The following is a 21,776-nucleotide window of genomic DNA, read 5'->3' as shown; positions in this document are numbered from 1 at the left end:
TTTTAATGATGATGTTCTGTCGTACCTTCTTGAAATGTGGGGGTTCCCGCTTGCAGATAGGCAAGTTCTTCCTCGGACAGTTTGCCGACGGCGAACGGTTTCTGGGGAATGATGATGGAACCGTTGTTCCCGCTGTGCAGCTTGATGAAATACAGCCCCTCTTTATCGAAGGTCTTGGTTACCGTATACACACCATCACCGACCTCTACCGCATCCGTCATAGGGTCCCGCAGGGAGCCGTCATGGCTCCACAGCTCATAGTGGACAAAATCCGCACCGGGTACTCTTTTGCCATCTTGGGTAAGGATAATCTCGATGGTCTCCGGTTGATGTACGGATAATGTATCCGGAATGTTCACCTCGGCGATCAGCGGGATTTCTTTTTCATACCGGCTAGCTGCATCGGGATTGGCCGAGCAAGCGCTGAGCAGCAGGACCGATAGCAGTACGGATAATATAAAACGGCTTTTCATGATCATGAAACCGCCACCCCTTATTGTAGTTAGAGTATAGAACCGAATCAGGCATTTAGAAATGTCTTGATCGCCGGTACCCTCCGAACGATGACATAATCGATGATCCACACGATGATGAGCGACAAGCCCACAAGCGGGAACAGGATCCCCAAAGCGATGAGCAGCAGAAGGAATACCCTCATGTTCTTGGCTTTAACCTCGGGTGCTTTGGGTGCCCCCAGTCCATGCTCCGGTTTTCGCTTCCACCACAAGTACAAACCGCTCACCGCAATGAAAATGATTCCTATGCATATAAGCAAACTGAAGATTTGGTTGACGATGCCCAGCTGCGTTCCTTTATGCAGCGTAATGCCGAGGGCAACGGCTTTGCCGACCATTCCGTAATGATCATAGCGATAATCCGCCAACACCGCGCCGCTGTACTGGTCGATATGCATGGTAGCCTCGTCTTGTGCTTTGGGCGGATAGGCCGACAATGTGTACACCCCATCCGCTTGCTGCGGGATGCTGATGGTGTAGCTTGGATGGATCCCCTCACTTCGGGCCACATACATCACATCTTCGATGGGAAGCGGGGTAAAGTCGGAGATGGTCGAATTGGGAACCGCCAGATTCTCGGCGGCCCAAGGTACTTCGGCCACTTCCTTGGTCTGCATGACATGGGAGGATGGCGCATTGCCCGACCAGATGGAAGGCGGATAACCGGCACCGGTATTGGTCGCCATGGTTTGAAAATTGCTGCCCCACAGGCCTGACCAGGGCAGCCCGGTCATGATAAGAAACAACATGCCTGCGGCAATCCAGAATGCAGGAACGGCGTGCAGGTCTCTGCGAAGAATTTGCTTTCCCTTGCCCAGACGCGGGTACAGAATGCCCGCCAGGCTTCTTTTCTTTTTGCTTTTGTTTTTATTTTTCGGAAACCACAAATACACCCCGGTCATGATCAGCACGATCGCCCAGCAGGCGGCAAGCTCCACGATCCGGTCCCCCACGGTCCCGACCATCAGCTCGCCGTGGAACTCCTCGATTTTGTCCATGATGCGGTCTTTGTCTTTCAGCTCGCCAATCTTATCTCCCGTGTAGGGGTCCATGAAGACGGTCATGGATTCGCCCCCTGAGGTCAAACTGATCTCTGTAGATCGGGAGTCCGACTCGCCGGGGCGGTATTTCGTGATCGTAGCGTCAGGGTAGAGCTCTTTAACTTGTCCGACCAGCTTGCTGGGCGTTACCCGTTCAACCTGGGGGGTTATCGTGTAGTAGTCCCGATATAGCGCTTGTTCAATCTGAGGTTTAAATAAGTAAACGGAGCCGGTGATAGCCAGGATGATCAGAAAGGGAGCGAAAATGATGCCGGCATAGAAGTGCCATCTCCAGACGGTTTTGTACCATGCGGCAGAGCTTGGATTTGGCGTTTGACTTTCATTTGGGTTGCTTGCTGGAGGTTTCTTTTTCTCCATGGCTGGTGGCTCCTTTTCAATGACGGCTAAAATTTATATAAGATGAACATGAGCGTTCATTTCATATATCAGATGAGTTTACTTCGGGGCCCGGAAACCGGCCTGGACGGCTTCTGCCTCGCTGCAGAACCACTGCTCCTGCTTTGTGCGCTCATAGTATGGAGATTCCGGAGTGTGGTAGATTTTTTCACCCTTCGAGTTGATGTTGCCTTTGATGTCGCAGCCTTGCTTTGACTTTTGGCTGTTCTCTTTCGGGACTTGAGTTGCTGCTGTGCCATTTCGGCTGCTGTTGTTCTTGTTGTTGGCGTCGTCCTGCTCCTCCGGATGGAAGCCGTCTTCCTGGGCATAGTTCTCTACGCTCCATATGCCAAGTGCCTTGTCCCGGCTGATCCGCTGCAAGTCATCAAATTTGTCTACATAGCGGGTGTTGGGCGGGTAGATATAGGCCACGCGGGCGAGTCCTTCTTCAAGCAGCGATTCCTGGACCATTTTTCCGTCGGCATATACATACGCAAGAAGCCTGGAGTATTTATCGCGGTTCGGACCGATATCAAATTCCAATTCAAGTTGATCGGCTTGTTCCACCAGATCCTTCGTAAAAGCCTTGGCCTCGGGTCCGAATGGCTGTACGCCCAGCTTCGGATGACTCGTCTCGGGCGTGTCGACCAGGAGCATTCGAACATTCTCTTTTTTCCCTTCGAACATGACGCTGATGGTGTCTCCGTCAACGGCTTTAACCAGTTCCACGGCTACCCGTGGAAGATTCAGATCATCGGTTGGATAGGTCGTTTGTTTGGAATTCGTCGCGTTGGTATCTTTCTTGGTTTGGGATTTAACGGTTGTTGCGGTTCCTTCGTTTGATGTCGCCGGGGACATCAGCGGCTGGCTGCAGCCTGACAATAGCAGCAAGGCGGTCAGCACAGCGGTTAACATTCGTTTGTTCACTTGTTGTCACTCTCCTGGCTTGGAAGTTTAGTTCAGATGGTTTAGGAGTTTATGTAATGTTGATTCTATATAAGTAGTTCCTATATAGAGAACATTCGTTCTAAGCCTATATAGTAGGACATATATCCTTGTTTTGACAATAGTGAATAAGGGCTATCTGTATATCAAAAATAAAATCTTGCCGTTCTGCTGCAACTGTGATATTCTAATGTCAAATTATAACAGACGACGGAAGCACCGTTCATTGACCGCATATTGCGGCCTCTGACGGTGCTTTTTTGGCGTTGTTACAGAAAAGAGGGATTGGCTTTATGATACCGGCCCGACTTGTGCTGGCAGTGCAGGATTCCCGGTATGTTGAACCGCTGCTGAGTTATTTGCATGGAAGTTCTTACGGATCGGCTCTTCAGGTGACCGCATTTACCCGCACCGATTCATTTCTACATTATATGGAAGTGGGGGAAGTACCGAATCTGGTCGTGGGGGATACGGAAATGCTGGAGAGTTGGCTTAGCCGGGGGGAGACTTCGGTTCCTTGGCTGCATCTAAGTGAAGGCCATTCATCATCTTCACTCGTAGAGGGGGGCAACAGTACATTCAAGTATCAACCGCTACCTCAGTTGATGGAAGTCATAATCACCCATTGCAAGCAAAGCGGTGGGGCGCTGGAGAAACTGAATGTCGGAACAACCTCGGTGATTGGCATTGTATCTCCCCTGAGCGGGAGTGGAAAGTCAACGATAGCCATGAACATGGCGAAGCAGCTGGGCGTGCTGGGATTGAAGGTGTTCTATCTCAATTTGGAGACGGTGAACAGCAGCGCATTATTTCCTTCCGGTTCGGTGGGCATGGAGGGCAGCTTTTCAAGGTTGTTGTATGACATTAAGGCCTCACAAGAATCGGCTTCGGGGACCGAGTTCTCGATAACCCCTTATATCATCAGACATCATGGCCTGAAGTGCGATTCCTTTGAGCCCAGCTTCAATGTAAAGGAAATCACGGAGATGACCATGGAGGACACCGCTTTGCTGCTGGCTTCCCTCGTATCGTGTAATCAATATGATGCCATTGTCGTGGATACCGAGGGATACATGGAGGAACGAATGCAGGCGGTTCTTGAACAGGCCGGAGTACTATTCTGGGTTTTACTGGATGATTTAATGAGTATGTATAAAAGCGGTGTATGGATGGATCAACTGGAGCTCAGGGATTCCGCGCTTTTCGGAAGCTTGAAGAAGCGGAGCCGATTCATTGTCAATCGATACACAGGACAACTTGTTAACGGATTCCCCCGCAAGGATATCAGCATAGACAGCGTACTGCCTTATATTCCTTCATGGAAACAGCTCCATCGGGAAGAACTGCTGTTGTCCTCACCCATCTATCAGAGAGAGGTATTGAAGCTCTGCCAGCAGCTGCTGGAGGGCTCGGGTATCACACCAGTGCAAGCGGGTGGTGGGCAGTGATGATGGAGGATCCGTTTAAGTCGGTTCGTGACCAGGTTCGTTCCGAGCTTGACATGAGTGCGAGCATTAACAATTCGGAATTGATGGCCCGCATCGAGGAAATGGTGTGGAGAAGACGCGAACTTATGGAGCTGACAGCAGCTGAGAAGCGGAGGCTGGTGCGCAGGGTATTTGATTCTTTTCGCGGGTTGGATGTGCTTCAACCCTTAGTGGATAATCCTCGAATTACAGAAATCATGATTAACAGCCACCAGGACATATTCATAGAGCAGGATGGCGAGGTGAAGAAGCTGCCGCTCCAATTCGAATCGCAGAGCCGCCTGGAGGATATCATTCAGAGCATTGTCGGTACGGTAAACCGGGTGGTGAATGAATCAACGCCCATCGTTGACGCCAGATTGAAGGATGGCTCGCGGGTCAATATTGTGCTCCCTCCTATAGCGCTGAAAGGGCCGACCATGACGATCCGTAAGTTTCCGGAATCGCCCATGACAATGGATGACCTGGTTGGAAGGGGCGCGCTAACAGAGGAGGCGGCGGAGCAGCTTCGGATACTGGTCAAGGGTAAATACAACATTTTTATAGGCGGAGGGACGGGTTCGGGCAAGACGACTTTCCTGAATGCATTATCGCAGTATATTCCGCCTGATGAGCGTGTTATCACGATTGAGGATTCGGCGGAATTGAAAATCGTGACGGTCCCGAATCTCGTGTCGCTGGAGACCCGGAACGCTAACACGGAAGGCCGGGGGGAAATCGCGATACGCGATCTGATTCGTTCCTCGCTGCGGATGCGCCCCAATCGGATCGTGGTGGGCGAAGTGCGGGGAAGCGAGGCGCTGGATATGCTGCAGGCGATGAATACCGGGCATGACGGAAGCCTTTCTACGGGGCACGCTAACAGCACAAAGGACATGATCAGCCGTTTGGAAACGATGGTGCTAAGCGGTGCGGATCTTCCGATCAGCATGGTCCGTCAGCAGATTAGCTCCGCGATTGATATTTTCGTTCATTTATCCAGGCTTAGGGATCGATCGCGGCGCGTAACAGAGATAAGCGAAGTGATCGGAATGAGCGGCGGCGAGGTGCTGCTGAATCCGCTGTACCGGTTCCGCGAGACGGGTGAATCAGGCGGCCGGGTGATTGGGTCTCTTGAACCTTGCGGTAACCCACTTCAATCGGCGGACAAGCTTCATATGGCCGGGATTACGGCTTGGCCGCTGCAGAAGATGATGGAGGTGACGTCATGAAGCGATCTGGCGGTTCTGTATTGACTCCGGAAGAGGGTCAAGGTGAGCGGGTGATCAAGAGGAGTAAGGGGGCTGGAAAACGTGAGCATGCTGTCCCAGCTCGAACTAACACTCTCCCGGATTACGGTGTCTATCATCTCTCGATGAGACAGAGAATGGGATGTGTCATCCTTGGCGGTCTTGTGTTTTTCTCTATCGGTTATCTGTTTTATCACAATCTGATTTTGTCGCTGCTGCTTGGAACGGGAGGTCTGACGATCCCTAAATTTTGGCGACGGTTTATGCTGGAACGCAGGCGCAAGACGCTGAATCTTCACTTCAAGCAAGCTTTGTATTCCTTGTCCTCATCTCTGTCGGCTGGCCGCTCCGTGGAGAATGGGTTCAGGGACGCGGTACAGGATTTGCTGCTGCTTGATCCCGGAGGCCATAGTGATCTGATCTTTGAGCTCAAAGTCATTGTGTCTCGGATGGAGTACGGCGAGCCTATTGAAGTGGCTTTGCAGGATTTTGCCCGGAGGGCAGGGATGGAGGATATAGCGAATTTTGCGGATGTCTTTTCGACTTGCAAACGCACAGGCGGCGATCTGGTTGAAGTCGTGCGCAGAACCTCTTCGGTCATCGGAGAAAAGCTGGATATTCAGCAGGAGATATCCGTGATGATCGCCCAGAAGCGGTTCGAATCCAAGGCGCTGCTGGCTGCGCCGTTCCTGCTGCTGCTGTTCATGAACCTGACGTCTCCAGATTATATGGAAACGATGTATAGCGGACCGGGGATTATGATCTCCTCTGTTGCGCTGGCCGCTCTAGGAGGCTGCTTCTTGTGGATCAGCAAAATGATGAATATCAAGGTGTAAGGAGGTGAGGCGGGCATGTTGCCATGGGTAGCGGGCGCGCTGGTGGTTCTGCTTGTGGGTGGTTGGGTGGTGCTGAATCATATGTGCGGTGAACGATACCATCGTCTCAGCAAAGTGCAAATGGAAGGTCTTAGGCTGCAACGGTTAGCACCGCCTCTGTTGTTCCTGCTGGAGCAGGGAAAAATTCCGATGCGTATTCCAATCGTTTTCTATCGGATGCAGGGCTCCGTCCAGAAGATACATGGCTTGCGGCATTGCACAGAAATGACGTTGTTGTTTATGGCCGAAGCTCTTGCATATACATGGCTCATTTTGATCGGTGGCTGTATATGGTCATTGCTGTCGGGAGGTGTTGTCGGACTTCTGGCCGGATTGGGATTAGGGGTGTTGCTGCCTGTCGCTTTGGTCAAGGATCTCCACAAAAAGGTAATGCTGCGCGAGCAGGATATCGTTATGGAGCTGCCGGAGCTTCTAAACAAGATTGTGTTACTTGTTGGCGCCGGCGAGACGGTGCAGCGGGCGGTCATTCATTGTGTAGAGCGGAATGAGGACATGAACCATCCACTGTATGTCGAGCTGAAGCGAATGGTGCTTGAATGGGAAGGAGGCCATTCATTTCAGCAAGCCTTCGAACAGTTCAATAAACGATGTGGTGTTCAGGAAGTATCGATATTTACAACAACCGTTTTGCTTAATTTTCGACGCGGCGGGAATGACTTTGTTTTGGCACTGCGCGATTTGTCCCGAGTACTCTGGGAGAAGCGTAAGGCCATCGGAAGAACAAGGGGGGAGCAGGCCTCCTCGAAGCTGGTGCTGCCAATGGTGGTCATTTTTATGATCGTGATTGTTTTGCTCGGAGCGCCTGCATTTATGATGATGAACATGTAGAAGGGATCGGTGTATGAATGATGATGTTGTCCATGGTAAAGAGCGGGTTGAAAGCTTTTTGGAAGGATGAGAAAGGAATCGGAACACTTGAGATGATTCTGATCCTTGTCGTTATTTTGATTATCGCGCTTATATTTAAAGATAAGATTACGGCGTTGGTTAATAATTTGTTTCGTAATATTGACAATAAAAGCAAAGGTTTTCTTGAGTAAAGGGTTTCAGAGAAGATGGAAGGACGAGTCAGGGAGCTTCACGGTGGAAGCTTCCCTGGTGCTTCCCATCGTGTTGATGGTGACGGTATTGCTGCTGTTCCTATGCTTGTACATCTATCAACAGTCTATGTTGGTCCAGGCTTCAGCTGCAGCATCCGAGCGGACTGCGTTTAGCTGGGATAACAGTCATAAGATTGCAGCCACGGGATCCGTAGAGCAGGGACAATATGATGCGCTATATTGGCGGTTGACGGATGATCACGTGTTAGGAACTCTATTTGGTTTGGCCGGTGGAGACGGCACGAAGGCGATACAATTGCCGCACGGCGAAGAAGGCAGCGGGAAGCTGCCCGAACTCAAAATGTCCAAGGGCGGTACGGCTGTGCCCGCTAGCATGGCGGGAGAGATGCGTTATACGAATCAGCTGCTCATTCGAAAGGTGACGACTTCATTAAATGAGCAGGTATCTCTGACGCCATTGAGTCGAATATTGGACGACGGAGGCCAGATCAAGGTCAGCGCACAATCGATCGTGGTGGATCCTGTTGAGTTTATTCGCACGGTGGATCTAATGCGATATTACGGATCGAAGTTTCAAGGCGGGAGAAATGGAACGGATAAGGCTGCCGCAGGAGAAGTTCTACAAAAGTTCGGAGGTTCGCGATAGTCATGACGAAGCATAGGGAAGCACGGTCGAGTCGAAGAAGGAGAGAGGGTGGCCGATCGTCCGATGGATCTGTATCTGTTTTTTTGATTATCGCCCTGGCTGCTGTATTCATGTTTGTAGCTATCTTTATTGATTATTCCCGCATAGCAGCGATGAAGGTGCAAAGCGAAAGGCTGACTAGAGCAGCCGTACGCTCCGTGATGTCCTCCTATGATCCGCAGCTTCAGAAGGAATATGGATTATATGCCCTTGGAGACACCAGCGGCGATCTCATTATGGGCAATGTTCTCAATGACAGCATGAATCCGGGAGAGCGGAGCGATGCATTCCGGTTAATGGCAATGGAGCTCGATAGTTCGGGTCTTGAGCTGCAGCGTCCGCTGGGGACTTATGACATATTCAATCGACAGATTATCGAGGATATGAAATATAAAGCGCCGATTGATTTCACTTTGGAATTAGTGGGCAAGTTCAAACCGTTATCGCAGTCCATGAAGGAAGCTTCCAATACAATTGATGTCCTTAAGAAGCTTCGCAAATTGTATGACAAACGGGAAGCGGCGCTGGATGAAATGCTGGCAAAGCAGCGAAAAGCAGGGGAGCATGCAATCCGGCTTTCGAAGCTGGTTATGGATCCGCCGGGACAATCGATCTCCGACACTTCGCTGGGGGGCAGTATGTATACCGCCGCTGATGTGGCATCACAATACGAGGATTATAAGGCTAAACAACAGGAAGATGCGGACAGGCCTCCTAAGGAACAACAGTATACGCTGCTGCTCATGACTTACCGGAGCGGAATTTCTTCCATTGGATCACAAATTTCGAGAGAAGCCAGCCGAGTTCAGAAGGAGAATGACAAGCTGCTCTCGGATGCGCATCAATTATGGGAGGAAGCAAGGAATCTGAATGAAGAGATGAAGCAGGTCATTAAGGATTCCGAAAACCGTTCATCTAATAAGGGATATGATCAGGTCACGAATGATGTAACACCAGGATCTACCGATTCTTCCGGGGCAGAAGCGGAGATGATTCAATCCATACGGAAGCAAGCTGACAAATTAATTCATAGCGATGAATTCTTGAACGGCTTCCGGCAAGAGATTGATAGCCAGGAGAGTCGATACCAACAGGTTGTACGAGCGGTCACTACTCTTCATTCTTCGCTGGGGGGAGAGGGAATGAAGGGGACGGTGCTTGAAGCCAGTCGCACATTACAAAGTTATGTGTCTAATTATGGAGTATCAGGCAGTGGGAATATTATAGATCGGCAACAGGCGTCATTGGAACAGTTCCGCACATCCGATAAGGAACGGAAGGCGATGGAGAAGCAGGCCAGTCAGAAGCTGAAGCAGGCATCCAAGGTCATTGAGGCGATTAACGGGTTGAATGGACAACATCAGGCTATTATGGATGAGTTCCGTGAACTCCAGCAGTACTATGACGAAAGCCTTCAATTTAATGCCGAAGCGGACAACATGAATAAGGGAAAGCCTATGGACGATGATCCGTATGATGCCGGTAAACAAGCAATGGATAATATGGACGGTATGTTTGGATTTATGGGGAACGTGCTGGGCGGTGTCAGGGATGAACTGTTTCAAAATGAGTACGCCGTTCATTATTATCAGCATTTTGATATTGGGAAATTAACCGGAATGGTTGATGGTTCCAACACGGGCGGGGATGTCATCCAGGAATTCGCCATTGGGAACCAGGAAGTGGAGTACATTCTATACGGATTTCATAACCCCGCCGGGAATATATCAGCGGCCTATGCAGAGATCTTTGGTTCCAGACTCGCGATCCGGACGATGGAAGGATTTATTGTGAATAGTAAATTGGGAAATCCGTTGGCGATTTTGGCGGCAGCCATTCTGTATGGGATTGAGAAGGCCATTGAGGATATGATCCAGTTGTGTCAGAAGGGGAGCGTTCAGCTATCCAAGTATGTCCCCATTGAGCTGACTTACAGGGATCATTTGCGAATATTTCTGTTTATTCACAGCAATAACGAGAAGAAGCTATCGCGCATGTTGGCGTTGATTCGATTGAACACCGGCACTAATCCTGCGGAGCGATTTACCTACGCTTCAGGAGAGGTCAGGACGGCCATGCGTTTATGGTTTCTTCCAGGAGTGACGAAAGCGATCGGCGTTGTATTTGGAAACGATGGGGACGAAGTTCAGGGAAGTCGTTACATGGTAAAGCGTAAGGCGGATTTTTCCTATTAGGATTAGGGGTACTTGAATGAAACGATTATCGGTAATACAGAAACCTCTCCATAAAGGTAAAGCGTCATCGGAACGAGGAAGCATGGTGGTGGAAGCTGCACTTGTGCTGCCGATGTTTATGTTTTTTGTCATTTTCCTCATTTATATCGTGCAAATGACGTTGATTTCGACAGCGCTCCAGAGTACCGTTTCGGATACGGTCAAAACCGTAGCGGCTCATATGTATCCTGTCTCTCTGGCCGTGCAGGCCAATGCTGATGGTAGTGGAGCAGGAGAAGGCTCACCAAGCACATCCCATTGGGAGATTCCCAAATTGTCACTTTCTGATTGGGTTTCAAATTACAGCGACTCTCTTCCTTCTCCTGTTAATGAGTGGATCACGCAAGCCGTAGCGTCAGGCGAGGAGCCGCTGCAGCAGCTTAAGAACCAAACCGTGGAAGCTGTACTCGATCCTGTGGTCAAGCCGCTGCTGAAGCCATTTATGCCTGACCATCTTCTGGACTATGAACGAATCCATGTGTCCAATGTTCACATTCCGAATTTGAAGAGCGGAGCGAGTCCCTATTTCGGCATTGAGGTGAATTACGCGCTTCCGATCCGGGTTCCTTTCTTGAACAAACGCATTGTGCTGCAGGCAAAAGCTCAGGAGAGATTATGGATTGGCGACACCGGCGAAGGAGGGACGGGTTCAGGGGATGGCTCGGGGACGAACGGGGCTATCGAGCTGTTGGAGAAGCCGAATCCGGCCGTTGCTAGCAAGCAGGCTAAGGTAAAAGTAAAAGTAGAGCCGGGAAGCAGTGCCCAACTGTCAGTCTATTATAAGAGCGGTCAGAGCACGGCTAAATATTTGGGCTGGGAGACCGCGGACGGTAACGGCTATATCGAGTGGGAATGGAACGTAGGCTTTAATACAACGCCTGGAACGTGGCTGTTTGTCGTTGAGACAGCAGACGGGCAGCGGATTGAGGTTCCGTTTACGGTGGTGGCGCGGTCAGGTTCTTGAGGCTTGATAGCAAGAGTCCGAAATGAAGGGTTCCCAAAGAAGCGTTTCAGAGAGTCATTCTAAAGAAGCATTCGTTGTTCATCCATAGTTAAAATCTTATCAAGGCTATTCCAGTGAATAGTTTAAGCAAGGGAGTTTTGATGCAGTATGGCCGTTGCTTTTGGTGTTTGTGCCGTTTATCTGATCGCAGCATTCATTACAGATCTTCGTTCCATGAAAATACCGAATGTTTTAACCGTTTCTGCTATGCTGTCCGGTCCTGTCTATTATGGCGTTCTGGACGGGTGGGAGGGGCTGTTCTTTTCTTTGCAGGGTCTTGGAGCAGGGTTTCTTATCTTGTTGATCATGTATTTTATAGGGGCTGTGGGAGCGGGTGACGTTAAGCTGTTTGGGGGGATTGGTGCCTGGACCGGCTTATGGTTTACCTTGCAAGGCGTCATGTATTCTGTAATTTTTGCCGGTGTCATCGGTTTGCTCATCCTGCTCTGGCGGCGGGAAATGATGAAGCGAATACGCAATGTCGTTGGCAGTATCGCCGGTGTTTTTGTTATGAAGAGCTGGTTGCCATGGCGCAATAGCCAGGAGGAACACTTGCGATTCCCCTTTATGATTGCTGTCCTTCCTGGCGTAATCAGCACGTATGTGGTACTGCACTTGTAGGAGGGAGGGAGCTTATGCTCGGATTAAAGGCGGATTTTATGCAGAACGGTGGAACCATTATGGTGCTGGACCGGGCTGAAGGAATCCAATCATCAGAACTTAATCATGTACAGCTGGGAATGATCCGTTCTTCGAGAATCCCTCATTTCCTGAAGCTGCATATGAAAGAAGTCGATTATAAGGTAACGCTGGAATATGATATCACCGGCAAAAAAATGCTATCTCAAGCGTTAAAGAGCGAGCGAATGACGCTGACCGAATATTTTGGATTGCTGTTGCAGATCGTCACTGCTCTGGACGACAGCAAGTTGTATATGCTTCAACCGGAAAATTATATTTTGCATGAGGATTATCTGTTTATTGAAGGTTCCCTGCATCTTGGCACTTTATATTTAACGTATGTTCCCGTTGCAGTTACCGAAGCAAGCGGCACTCGTCTTCCGGTTATGCTCAAGGAGCTAATGACAAGGTTGCTCGCATCGGTGACGGAGCTAAAAGGGGGAGGGATACAGGCACTGATGTCGTTCTGCAGTGAACAGAGCTTCAATCTGCCGGGACTTAAGAAGCTTGTGGTTGAGCTATTAGCTGGAGAGGGCGAAGACCATCGTGCTGTAACTCAAACAAATGCAGCAATGCCTTCAAGCTTTAATCAAGGCTTGCCCTATACCGATAGTCAATTAAGCAGCATGGGCTCCAAGCCTGCATTTGCATTTACAGAACCGGCTCGCGGGCGGACAGCAGTGCCGCAGACAGAGAGTGACACCCACACGGATAAACAGAGTTTAATCCGAGGTCTGGCGGAACGTACGAATGAGATGTTTGGGAAGAGGGACAAGAGCGAGGAAATGAATTCTCAAGTGGATCGAAGCCCCTTGAGCTCTAATCCTGCGTGGCTCCCTGATACAGATGATACAAATTCAGAAGCTTCGGACAATGGCAAAGCCTCGCCGGTTCGCACCTATATTTTGTTAGGGTGTTTACTCGCCGCAGCGGGAGCTTGGAGATTGCTGTACATGAATCAGCCTACTTCACTGATGCTGGGGTTGTCGGTAGGGATTACGGTTCTGCTTGCTGCAGTAACCTGGCTTGGCTGGACAGGTAAACTCAAGCTGCTCTCACGAAGATCTGGCGATTGGTCCGGTTCCTTGCCCATATTCGAGTCAACAGAGCTTAGTCCGCAGGACTCCAAGTGGAAGTCTGTCCCACGTTTTCAGGCGGACCCTTTATCGGGTCTTCTTGGGGATAGCCGGGAAACAGACGCTGGAAAAGCAGAAGCAGAGCTTGAGGAGGGAAAAGAGAACTGGAGATGGCGGGTCCCTAAATCTCCAGTTAACTCCGAGAGAGATCACCATTCAGCGGGATATCCTGCACAGTCTCCGCAGGGCCATACTTATTCGCGTTCATCTGAGGCAGCAGCTGCGACTGCGGATCCATATGGGGAGGAGGGGGATTATTATGCCCAGTTGTCCCAACGGACGGAGGTGCTTTCGTTCCCTGAAGGCGGGGGGGCTACCGTGCTGCTAAGTCCGGATGCCGTAGCCCGTCCAGGCGTGCAACATTCAGCAGGTGCTTACCTCGAGCTAAACGAACCGAATGCAGCCGCCCCCCAGCGGATTGAACTGCATCAGCCCCATTTCATTATCGGCCGGTCCCCTGACGTAGCCCAATTCGTTGCACAGGGAGTGGGGACTTCACGGGCGCATGTCGAGCTTTCGCGTGAAGGCGGAAGTTACGTACTGAAGGATCTAGGTTCGAGAAACGGTACGATATTGAAGGGAGAGTCCATGGTGCCTTATAAAGAATATCCTCTAATGGAGGGGGATGTCTTTATTATTGCCGGATGGTCGTTTACTCTGCGCAAGGGTTTATATTAATACGGCACAATTATAGTAAAAGTAAGATATACGAAGCTGTTATTCTATGAAGTTTTGAGAAAATTCGGATTATTGCAGAAAACCAAAGGTGTAGGTGCTTTTGGTTTTTTTTTTTTACTAGATCTATAAAAACATCTGGTATGATGATTATGGTAAAATGTACCGACTAACTATATATAACTAAGTTTGTATTTTTTAACGATTAATTGAAAAATATCTTGTGTTTTTTGATTCATGTGTATAAGGAGGACTTTGATGTGTCTGAAGATCTAAATAGAGAAATATTGAAAGAGCTAAAAGAAATCAATAATAAACTAGACACCTTGAACTCGTCAAAAGGAATATCAGGAACTCTAAAAGTTATTGCCCTGATATTCGGGTTTTTAGTGATAGGCCCTTTGCTTGTAGGGATAATGGTGTATCTATTTAATTTAACTGGCTAAGGTAAATAGCCCCTGCCAGAAGCCCAGACGGACAATCCCGGAAGGGGCTTTAAAGCTCCAACAAGAGTAACTCGTCCAGCGATGCTGGTATGGCGTGTAGTCGATGCTTTTTTGTGTAGAATCATCTATAGGTAAAAATGAATTCTTTTTGTATTGTACCTTGAGAACAGCACTCTACTCATTGAGGTCACTGTCATAGCTGGAGCTGGAAATTTAGCTGCAACACCAGTTTTTTCTCGCAAACCGAAAGCTCTAATTTGTTTATTCTCCAGCCCTTTCATTGCCTCTTATCGCCTCCTGCTCGCGGAAGACGGAAGGAGTCAGGCCGTATTTTTTCTTGAATAGAGTGGAGAAGTAAGTGATATTGTACATTCCGACCGATTCACTGATTTTGGCTGCAGTCTCATGGGTGGAAGCAAGCAAATCCTTTGCTTTCTCCAGCCTGGTGTGATTCAGGTATTCACTGAACGATTGACGGGTTGCTTTTTTGAAGAGCTTTCCCAAATAGCTTGGCGACAGGCCAGCAATGTTGGACACCAGCTCCAGAGATAAGTTTGGCTCGGCATAATGTTCCTGGATGTAATTCTGCACTTTTTCAATGATAACATTGTGCTTCTGGGCATTCATCCAAAGATTCTTCTCTTCGATTAATGTGCAGATATTAAAACAATAGCGATTGAAAGTTTCCTTGATTTCCGTCAGATGTTCGGCGGATTCAATTTCGGTCACCGCATCCAGATACTCGTTGAAATTGGAATCCGGCACATGCTGCAAATAGTCAAAGTGTTTAAGTAAGGATAGCATGAGCTGGGTGCTGTATGTAATGACCTGATTGATTGAACCGTTAGAGATCTGTTCCACGAATTGTCCGATTGCATCCCGGATTGGTTCCGGCTTCCCGGACTGCACAGCATCGATTAGCTTCTTCTCGAAGGCGCTGGGATAACTTAAGGCCGTCATCATATGGGGCCGTGTTGTAACGGCATCCAGTATCGATTCCTTCCCGTAGATTAGCCGGTATTTAACATACTGCTGCGCCGAAGTATAGGAGTAAGAAATATTTTTCCTGCCGTAACTTATATCCCCTATGCCAATGGATACCGTCACCTTGAAGTAACGGTTCAGAAAACTCTGAATATTGCCCAAGGCAGCCTCGAGCTCCTCAGGCTGTTGGTTGTTCGTACACTGAAGGATTGCGACGGCTTCATTTCCCCCCATAAACAGGTAATCACATGCTCCGATAGGCTCCAGCATCTCTTTTGCAATATTGCCTAGAGCGAAGAGCAGCAGCGGCTGCTGTTCCGTCTCCATCCTCCCTCTTGTCGGTTCCAGCGCATTGATTTTGAATACAATCACGCAAAAATAAGGCCCGGATACTTTCTTGTCGATATCCCGAATTAATTCGCTCGGAACAGAATGTTCCAGCGGATGACCCCAGAGTAATGAAAGTAAGTAATGCTCACGAATCGTTCGGGAAGAGCGGTTGATCACGAATTGCATCGATTTTTCACGTTCCTCCAACGAATGGAAAACCTCGGTCATCATCTTATATTCATCTATGAACGGCGAATCGGAGACTGGAGAATCCGTGTCCGGCATGATCTTTTCAAACAGCGTCGATAACGGTCTATAAATGCTCTTGGTCAGAAAAATAGAGATCAGAAGACCTGTCAGTACAATTCCGGCTGTCACAAGCAGCGTAACGTTGCGGAGACGGTCAATGTTGGAGATGAGTCCGGAGTAGGGGGAAACGCTTACAAAATACCAGTCCATTTTCTCCGACTTCACATAAGTGACCAGATGCTTTTTATTTAGAATATTTGTTGTGAAGCTGTTCTCTTCCTTGTCCTGATTTAGAATTTGCTGAACATACTGTTCCTCGGACCAATCTTTCAGAAATAAACTTGAATCGGTATGGGAGAGCACTTTGCCCTCTTTGTTGATGACAAAAACGTTGTTGGCGGAATCCGTTTTGCTGATTTTGCGGATCGTCGTCAGAATCGACTTTTCTTCCACATTGATATAGATAAGCGGGTTGTCGGAGGTCTTAAATGAAAAATCTGGGTACAGCAGAAAGGTCAGGAGCTGAAGTGGCGCATCGTTGTTGCGGTCGGCAACGGTCAAGCTACGTGGATAGAATTCCATGTACCGCTCCGCGCTAAGGGTGGTGAGCGAGGAGTCGAATGGAAGCCCGGCTGTATCGACGGCTGTTCCCGTAGAAGGCCGGTAGATCCCGGCACTATAAATATAAGGATACACACTTATAATCTGGTTCATTTGTTGGAATATCTGATAATTGTTCGTCTTGTCCTCCAACGTGTCGTTCAGGAATGAGGTGATCTCCGGCTGGATGAGCAGCGCATTACCGATTGTCATGACTTGGTTATAGACGACCTCCGAGGCGTAAGTGATTTGGGACAACATGGCTTTGGAATTGCGGTCTATCTCCTTGACGGCGCTTTTGGAGAAGAGAAGGAAGAGGACACCGGACAGCAGGCTGACGGTTAGTAGAACGAGCAGGAAATATGAAATTGTAAGTTTTTGAAACGCCTTGTATCGAACAAGCCGATTCATGGTGTTCCGCATGAAGAATTCCTCCCAATGCCGTTAATATAACCTCTTCACTATAGGACATATCTGGCTAAAAAGGTACTCCTTCTCGCAAAAATGAAAGCCGTTTCGATAATTTGAAAGGTTGTGCTTTATATCAATAATTTCCATTCTTGTGCAATGAAAATCAGTTCGAAATTTGAAAGCCCTTTAATCGAATCGTGAAAGCGATATCCGGTATTTGAAATTGGAAACGCTGACCCGCTGCTGTAGAGTTAGAGCAAGCGTCAACGCAGCCCAAAAATGTACACTGCAAAGAAGGAGGATAAGAAATTGGAAAAGAGACAGCGACCGGCATTCGGCATGTTTTCTGATATCCGTAGGAATGGAACATCTTACTTGCTGGTCCTTCCGGCGATGGTTTACACGTTTATTTTCGGGTATATGACGTATCCGTATATACTGATTGCTTTCCAACGATTCAATTATAGAAAGGGCATATTTCATAGCGAGTGGGTAGGATTAAAGAACTTCGAGTTCTTTTTCGGGTCGAGCAAGGCGTTTACGGTCACCTTTAACACAATCTTTCTAAATTTGCTCTTTATTGTCTTTGGAACGCTGACGGCACTGGCCATTTCACTGATCCTGAACGAGCTGCGCAAGAAGCTGTTCGTCAAAATTAGCCAATCAATGATGTTGTTTCCGAACTTCATTTCCTGGATTGTCATCAGCTATGTGCTGTATGCGTTTTTTTCTATGGATATGGGGATCGTGAACAAATTGCTGAACCAGCTTGGCCTCGCCTCGGTCAACTGGTACACCGAGCCGAAGGTATGGCCGGCTGTTCTTACCGTCATGCATGTGTGGAAAGGAGCAGGGATGAGCGCCATTATTTATCTGGCTACCATCACCGGGATCGATGAGACGTTGTATGAAGCTGCCGAGATTGATGGGGCTAACCGGTGGCAGATGTGCATGCGCATTACGATTCCGTTGATGATGCCTACAGTGGTTATACTGATGCTGCTCTCGGTCGGCAAAATCATGTACGGCGATTTCGGGATGATCTACGCCTTGATTGGCGACAATGGCACCTTGTATTCGACCACGGATATCATTGATACGTATGTATTCCGCTCTTTGCGTCAGATTGGCGATCCTTCCGAAGCTATGGCTGTCGGATTGTTCCAGTCCGTCATTGGGTTTATCCTAGTCTTCGGCACGAATGCCATTACCCGCAAATTTTTTAAAGATGGCGCGTTGTATTAGAATCCGGTTTCGGCGATAGATTCCCGAAGAAAGGTTTTAGGAGGTATAGAAGTGAAGACGTTTTCATTCAGCAAGACGATTATGTATGCTCTCATTACGGTTTATTCGGCGCTTTGTTTGCTTCCAATGCTTCTGGTTCTGATGATCTCGGTCACGGATGAGGATGCCATATTGAAGAACGGATACAGCCTTTTCCCGGAGGAGTTCTCTTTGTATGCCTATAAGCTAATCTTTACAGGGGGTTCCCAGGTCATGCAGAGCTACGGTATTTCCATCTTCGTCACAATTGTTGGTACGGTGCTGGCGATTCTGATTACGTCCATGGCTGGCTATACGTTGGCGAACAAAAATGTGAAATACCGCAATCCAATGGCGCTCTATTTCTTTATTACCATGATTTTTTCCGCGGGAATTGTTCCCTGGTATCTGATGAATCGGTCGCTTGGATTGACCAATAACATCTTCGCTTTGATCATTCCGTCGCTGCTGTTCAGCCCGTTCAACCTCTTCCTTGTTCGGAATTTCATGAGCGGGATTCCCGACTCGCTGCGAGAGTCGGCAAACATAGATGGGGCCAGCGATATTACGATTGCCTTCCGGATCTATCTTCCTTTATGCAAACCGGTATTGGCGACGATTGCGCTATTCTACGGACTTGATTACTGGAATAATTGGTGGAATGCAATCATGTTGATTGACAGCAAGGATTTGTACCCGCTGCAATTTATGCTACTGCAAATGCAATCGGAGATCAGCATGCTGAACGAGATGACGATGCTGGCCGGAACAAGCGACATCACGCTTCCTTCAGAATCGGTCAAGATGGCAACAGCGATCGTGACGATCGGGCCGATCGTCTTACTCTATCCGTATTTGCAAAAGTACTTCGTGAAAGGCCTGGTTATTGGTTCTGTCAAAGGCTGATATACTCCCTTCGGGGTTAACATAAATTAAGCACTTTATAGAAGGAGGTCAATATTTAATATGAAAAAGTATGGTGTGTTTCTATTGGCTGTGGTGCTTGTCCTTTCGACGTTAATTGGATGCGGTAAGGGAGACAATTCTTCAGTCTCCAATTCAGAGAATAATGACAAGCCTGCCAATACGGTCAAAATCAAATATTTAGTTCCAGGCACAGAGCCGAAAGACTACAAGGAAGTGTTCCAAAAGGTCAATGAGAAGCTGGCTGCGGACGGTGTCGGCGTTGAGGTGGAAAAAATATATATACCGTGGGATGCGTGGGATCAGAAGCTGAACTTAATGCTGTCCACTGGGGAAGATTTCGACCTGTTCCACGTCATGCAGGACCGCACGCCGTTCTCGAGCTACTATAACCGCGGTGCACTGGCGGATATCACGGATGCGATCGAAAAGTATGGAGAAAATCTGAAGAAATATATTCCTGATGATATCTTCGACGGAGCTAAAATCGATGGCAAGTATTATGCTGTTCCCTCTTATTGGGTTGAAATGGCGAGTGAAGGTCAATTCAATATTCGTCGTGACATTCTCTCTGAGAATAATCTCGAAGAGCCGACGACTCCAGCTGAATTGATCAGCGCTTGGGAGATTGTCATGAAGAACTGGAAGGGAAGCAATAAGCCCTATCTTGGCACTCGCGCTGACTTTGACCCGATCTACCTGCATACGTCCATCCTGCACCGGACTTATGACACGTTCCCGTTTACCGTGAAGGATAAGTTCTTCTATGTGAATCAAAGCGGCGAGGTTAAGTCTTGGATTGAGACCGAAGAGTTCAAGAAAGATGCGTCTTTCATGCGCGAGCTGTACACAAAGGGTATTACCAATCCCGATATCCTGGTCATGAAGCAGGAGCAGGTAGATGCACAACTCGACAGCGGTGAATGGTTCGTCCGTTTGGGAACTGGCGGAAGCTTGAACGGGCTCAAGAAGTACAATCCAGAAGCCACTGTAAACGATATCGGCGTTGTATGGTTTAACCCGGAGAAAGAATATATGCGTCCGCTCACCTTCAAGAACGGAAATGCCGTACCGGTAAATAGCAAAAATCCGGAAGCGGCCGTCAAATTCATGGATTGGATGCTGGCAAGTCAAGAAAATTATGATCTGGTACAATATGGCATTGAAGGCAAGCACTACACCAAGGACGGTGAGACGGGCTTTAAGCCGATCAAAGATCCGAATAACAATAATAATCCGGGGTTTAGAGGTTCTGATTCGCAAAACGGCAACGTAAACTTCATGCGATTTGACTTGGAGAACAGCATTCCAGATAACAACAAAGTCTTGTTTGAGCCAAATCCGAATGCAATCAACAGTATCGCGGCGAACTTTATTTTTGACCCGACGAATGTAAGAGCCGAATACACCAATATTTTGTCGGAAGCTTCGGCAAGCATCACTCCGATTTATATGGGGGTTCAAGAATACGATAAGGCCTTCCCGGCTGCACTAGAAAAAATGAGGAAAGCCGGTCTGGATAAAGTGGTTGCAGAATACCAGAAGCAATTCCAGGAGTATCAAGCTTCACTTAAATAAACGAGTTGAAAAACAAAAGGAAGGTGTGGAGGAATTTTGACCTTGCAGAAGCAACGAATTGAATTTGAAGCGACAAAAACGATCTATGAAAGTGCAACCTTGAAATTTCATGGCGTGGATGGTTTTGATGTCTACAATATTTCGATTCCATTCAAACGGGATGGGAAGCGCTATTTGTTCGGGCGGGTAGAACGTCGCGAGGAATGGGCCCGCTCTTGGGTCCGCCTGTTCGAGGAAACGGGACAGGATGAATGGAGCGTGGTGGAAGATAGCATGATCTATACTCTGGAGGACCCTTACATCAGCGAAATCGGTGATGAGCTCGTAATGGGCGGGACTCATGTGCAATACCAAAGTGGAAGATACAGCACATTTTTCGGCTATTTCTTTCGGGGCACCGACCTCCATAATTTGTACTACTTCACGACCGGACCTAACAAAATGAAGGATATTCGTCTTGTGTCGTTGTCGGACGGAAGGATCGGCGTTTTCTCGCGTCCGCGCAGCGCCGAGATGAGAGGCAAATACGGGAGCGAATCCATGATCGGCTTTACGGTCGTTGACAGACTGGAAGATTTGACTGCGGACGTCATCGAGAACGCACCTTACATTCATGGCATCTTCGGGGAAGGCGAATGGGGAGGCGTCAATCAGGCTTATCTCCTCGACAGTGACAAAATCGGAATCATTGGCCACATTTGTTACCTGGATAAGGATGAGAACGGAGGGGAATTGAAGGTGTACCTGAACATGGCCTTCGTCTTCGATCCAACCACCTGTGAGTCATCGGACCTTCATGTGATCGGTAGTCGTTCCTGCTACCCGGCAGGACCTGCCAAAGCACCGTATTTGGTGGACTGTGTTTTTTCTTCAGGCATTGTCATGCGCCCGGACGGCAAGGCTGATCTTTACAGTGGTCTTAGTGATTGTCAGGTAGGACGTATTACGATCGACTATCCTTTCGCAAGGCATGGGCTTCTTGTTTAGAAGCTCATGGGAGAATTCGCA

General features: G+C 48.5%; 20 protein-coding genes. 15 read left to right on the top strand and 5 right to left on the bottom strand.

Annotation, left to right across the window (positions count from 1 at the left end):
- Positions 1–2: 2 nt before the first annotated feature.
- The 3 genes from CRG97_RS26820 to CRG97_RS26810 all read right to left on the bottom strand — a co-directional run bounded on the left by CRG97_RS26820 (position 3) and on the right by CRG97_RS26810 (position 2,878).
- Positions 3–479, bottom strand: coding sequence for a FixH family protein (locus CRG97_RS26820; RefSeq protein ID WP_098748708.1), 477 nt, complete (start codon positions 477–479; stop codon positions 3–5).
- A gap of 41 nt (positions 480–520) precedes the next feature.
- Positions 521–1,933 carry a PepSY-associated TM helix domain-containing protein gene (locus CRG97_RS26815; protein WP_098748707.1) on the bottom strand — a complete coding sequence of 471 codons (1,413 nt, stop codon included), beginning with the start codon at positions 1,931–1,933 and terminating at the stop codon, positions 521–523.
- A gap of 78 nt (positions 1,934–2,011) precedes the next feature.
- Positions 2,012–2,878 (bottom strand): thermonuclease family protein, encoded by an 867-nt coding sequence (locus CRG97_RS26810; RefSeq protein WP_098748706.1) that lies wholly within the window; start codon positions 2,876–2,878, stop codon positions 2,012–2,014.
- A gap of 311 nt (positions 2,879–3,189) precedes the next feature.
- On the opposite strand from CRG97_RS26810, the gene CRG97_RS26805 reads away from it, so the two are divergent.
- From CRG97_RS26805 to CRG97_RS26755, 11 genes are all read left to right on the top strand, one after another.
- Positions 3,190–4,344, top strand: a complete 1,155-nt coding sequence (locus tag CRG97_RS26805; RefSeq protein ID WP_098748705.1) for a P-loop NTPase family protein — start codon at positions 3,190–3,192, stop codon at positions 4,342–4,344.
- Positions 4,344–5,594 carry a TadA family conjugal transfer-associated ATPase gene (locus CRG97_RS26800; protein ID WP_098748704.1) on the top strand — a complete coding sequence of 417 codons (1,251 nt, stop codon included), beginning with the start codon at positions 4,344–4,346 and terminating at the stop codon, positions 5,592–5,594. Before CRG97_RS26805 ends, CRG97_RS26800 begins: the two co-directional genes overlap by 1 nt.
- Entirely contained in the window at positions 5,591–6,448 is an 858-nt protein-coding gene (locus tag CRG97_RS26795) for a type II secretion system F family protein (protein WP_098748703.1), read from the top strand. Before CRG97_RS26800 ends, CRG97_RS26795 begins: the two co-directional genes overlap by 4 nt.
- 15 nt (positions 6,449–6,463) lie before the next feature.
- Complete coding sequence (locus CRG97_RS26790; protein WP_098748702.1) at positions 6,464–7,336, top strand: type II secretion system F family protein; 873 nt, start codon at positions 6,464–6,466, stop codon at positions 7,334–7,336.
- A 17-nt stretch (positions 7,337–7,353) separates the two neighbouring features.
- On the top strand, positions 7,354–7,548 hold the full coding sequence (locus CRG97_RS26785; protein ID WP_397329698.1) for a Flp1 family type IVb pilin: 195 nt from the start codon (positions 7,354–7,356) through the stop codon (positions 7,546–7,548).
- On the top strand, positions 7,541–8,215 hold the full coding sequence (locus tag CRG97_RS26780) for a TadE family protein (RefSeq protein WP_098748701.1): 675 nt from the start codon (positions 7,541–7,543) through the stop codon (positions 8,213–8,215). Before CRG97_RS26785 ends, CRG97_RS26780 begins: the two co-directional genes overlap by 8 nt.
- A 2-nt stretch (positions 8,216–8,217) precedes the next feature.
- Entirely contained in the window at positions 8,218–10,449 is a 2,232-nt protein-coding gene (locus CRG97_RS26775) for a hypothetical protein (RefSeq protein WP_098748700.1), read from the top strand.
- A gap of 82 nt (positions 10,450–10,531) precedes the next feature.
- The gene (locus CRG97_RS26770; RefSeq protein WP_098748903.1) at positions 10,532–11,452 is read left to right on the top strand and encodes a TadE/TadG family type IV pilus assembly protein; all 921 of its coding nucleotides are present in this window, start codon (positions 10,532–10,534) and stop codon (positions 11,450–11,452) included.
- A 147-nt stretch (positions 11,453–11,599) separates the two neighbouring features.
- Positions 11,600–12,112, top strand: coding sequence for an A24 family peptidase (locus CRG97_RS26765; RefSeq protein WP_098748699.1), 513 nt, complete (start codon positions 11,600–11,602; stop codon positions 12,110–12,112).
- A 14-nt stretch (positions 12,113–12,126) separates the two neighbouring features.
- Entirely contained in the window at positions 12,127–13,986 is a 1,860-nt protein-coding gene (locus tag CRG97_RS26760; protein WP_098748698.1) for a DUF6382 domain-containing protein, read from the top strand.
- 257 nt (positions 13,987–14,243) lie between these two features.
- Positions 14,244–14,429 carry a hypothetical protein gene (locus tag CRG97_RS26755; RefSeq protein ID WP_076324645.1) on the top strand — a complete coding sequence of 62 codons (186 nt, stop codon included), beginning with the start codon at positions 14,244–14,246 and terminating at the stop codon, positions 14,427–14,429.
- A 125-nt stretch (positions 14,430–14,554) separates the two neighbouring features.
- Here the strand turns inward: CRG97_RS26755 and CRG97_RS33130 are convergent, their stop codons facing one another.
- Both CRG97_RS33130 and CRG97_RS26750 read right to left on the bottom strand, forming a co-directional pair.
- Positions 14,555–14,710 carry a hypothetical protein gene (locus tag CRG97_RS33130; protein ID WP_161952971.1) on the bottom strand — a complete coding sequence of 52 codons (156 nt, stop codon included), beginning with the start codon at positions 14,708–14,710 and terminating at the stop codon, positions 14,555–14,557.
- On the bottom strand, positions 14,691–17,015 hold the full coding sequence (locus CRG97_RS26750) for a helix-turn-helix domain-containing protein (RefSeq protein WP_098748697.1): 2,325 nt from the start codon (positions 17,013–17,015) through the stop codon (positions 14,691–14,693). Before CRG97_RS26750 ends, CRG97_RS33130 begins: the two co-directional genes overlap by 20 nt.
- A gap of 297 nt (positions 17,016–17,312) precedes the next feature.
- Between CRG97_RS26750 and CRG97_RS26745 the strand changes: the two genes are divergently transcribed.
- Genes CRG97_RS26745 through CRG97_RS26730 form a run of 4 tightly spaced genes read left to right on the top strand, consistent with a single transcriptional unit; the run spans position 17,313 to position 21,755 of the window.
- Complete coding sequence (locus tag CRG97_RS26745; protein WP_237566591.1) at positions 17,313–18,248, top strand: ABC transporter permease; 936 nt, start codon at positions 17,313–17,315, stop codon at positions 18,246–18,248.
- Between the two features lie 51 nt (positions 18,249–18,299).
- Positions 18,300–19,172, top strand: coding sequence for a carbohydrate ABC transporter permease (locus tag CRG97_RS26740; protein WP_326114269.1), 873 nt, complete (start codon positions 18,300–18,302; stop codon positions 19,170–19,172).
- Between the two features lie 60 nt (positions 19,173–19,232).
- Positions 19,233–20,768 (top strand): extracellular solute-binding protein, encoded by a 1,536-nt coding sequence (locus CRG97_RS26735; protein ID WP_098748696.1) that lies wholly within the window; start codon positions 19,233–19,235, stop codon positions 20,766–20,768.
- Positions 20,769–20,810: 42 nt separating this feature from the next.
- A complete protein-coding gene (locus tag CRG97_RS26730) occupies positions 20,811–21,755 on the top strand; it encodes a DUF1861 family protein (RefSeq protein WP_237566590.1) in 945 nt (314 codons plus the stop codon).
- The last annotated feature ends 21 nt before the right edge of the window (positions 21,756–21,776 follow it).

This window comes from Paenibacillus sp. EZ-K15, from assembly GCF_002573715.1.
Classification (GTDB): domain Bacteria; phylum Bacillota; class Bacilli; order Paenibacillales; family Paenibacillaceae; genus Paenibacillus_AQ.
This window is presented reverse-complemented; position numbering and strand designations above follow the sequence as displayed.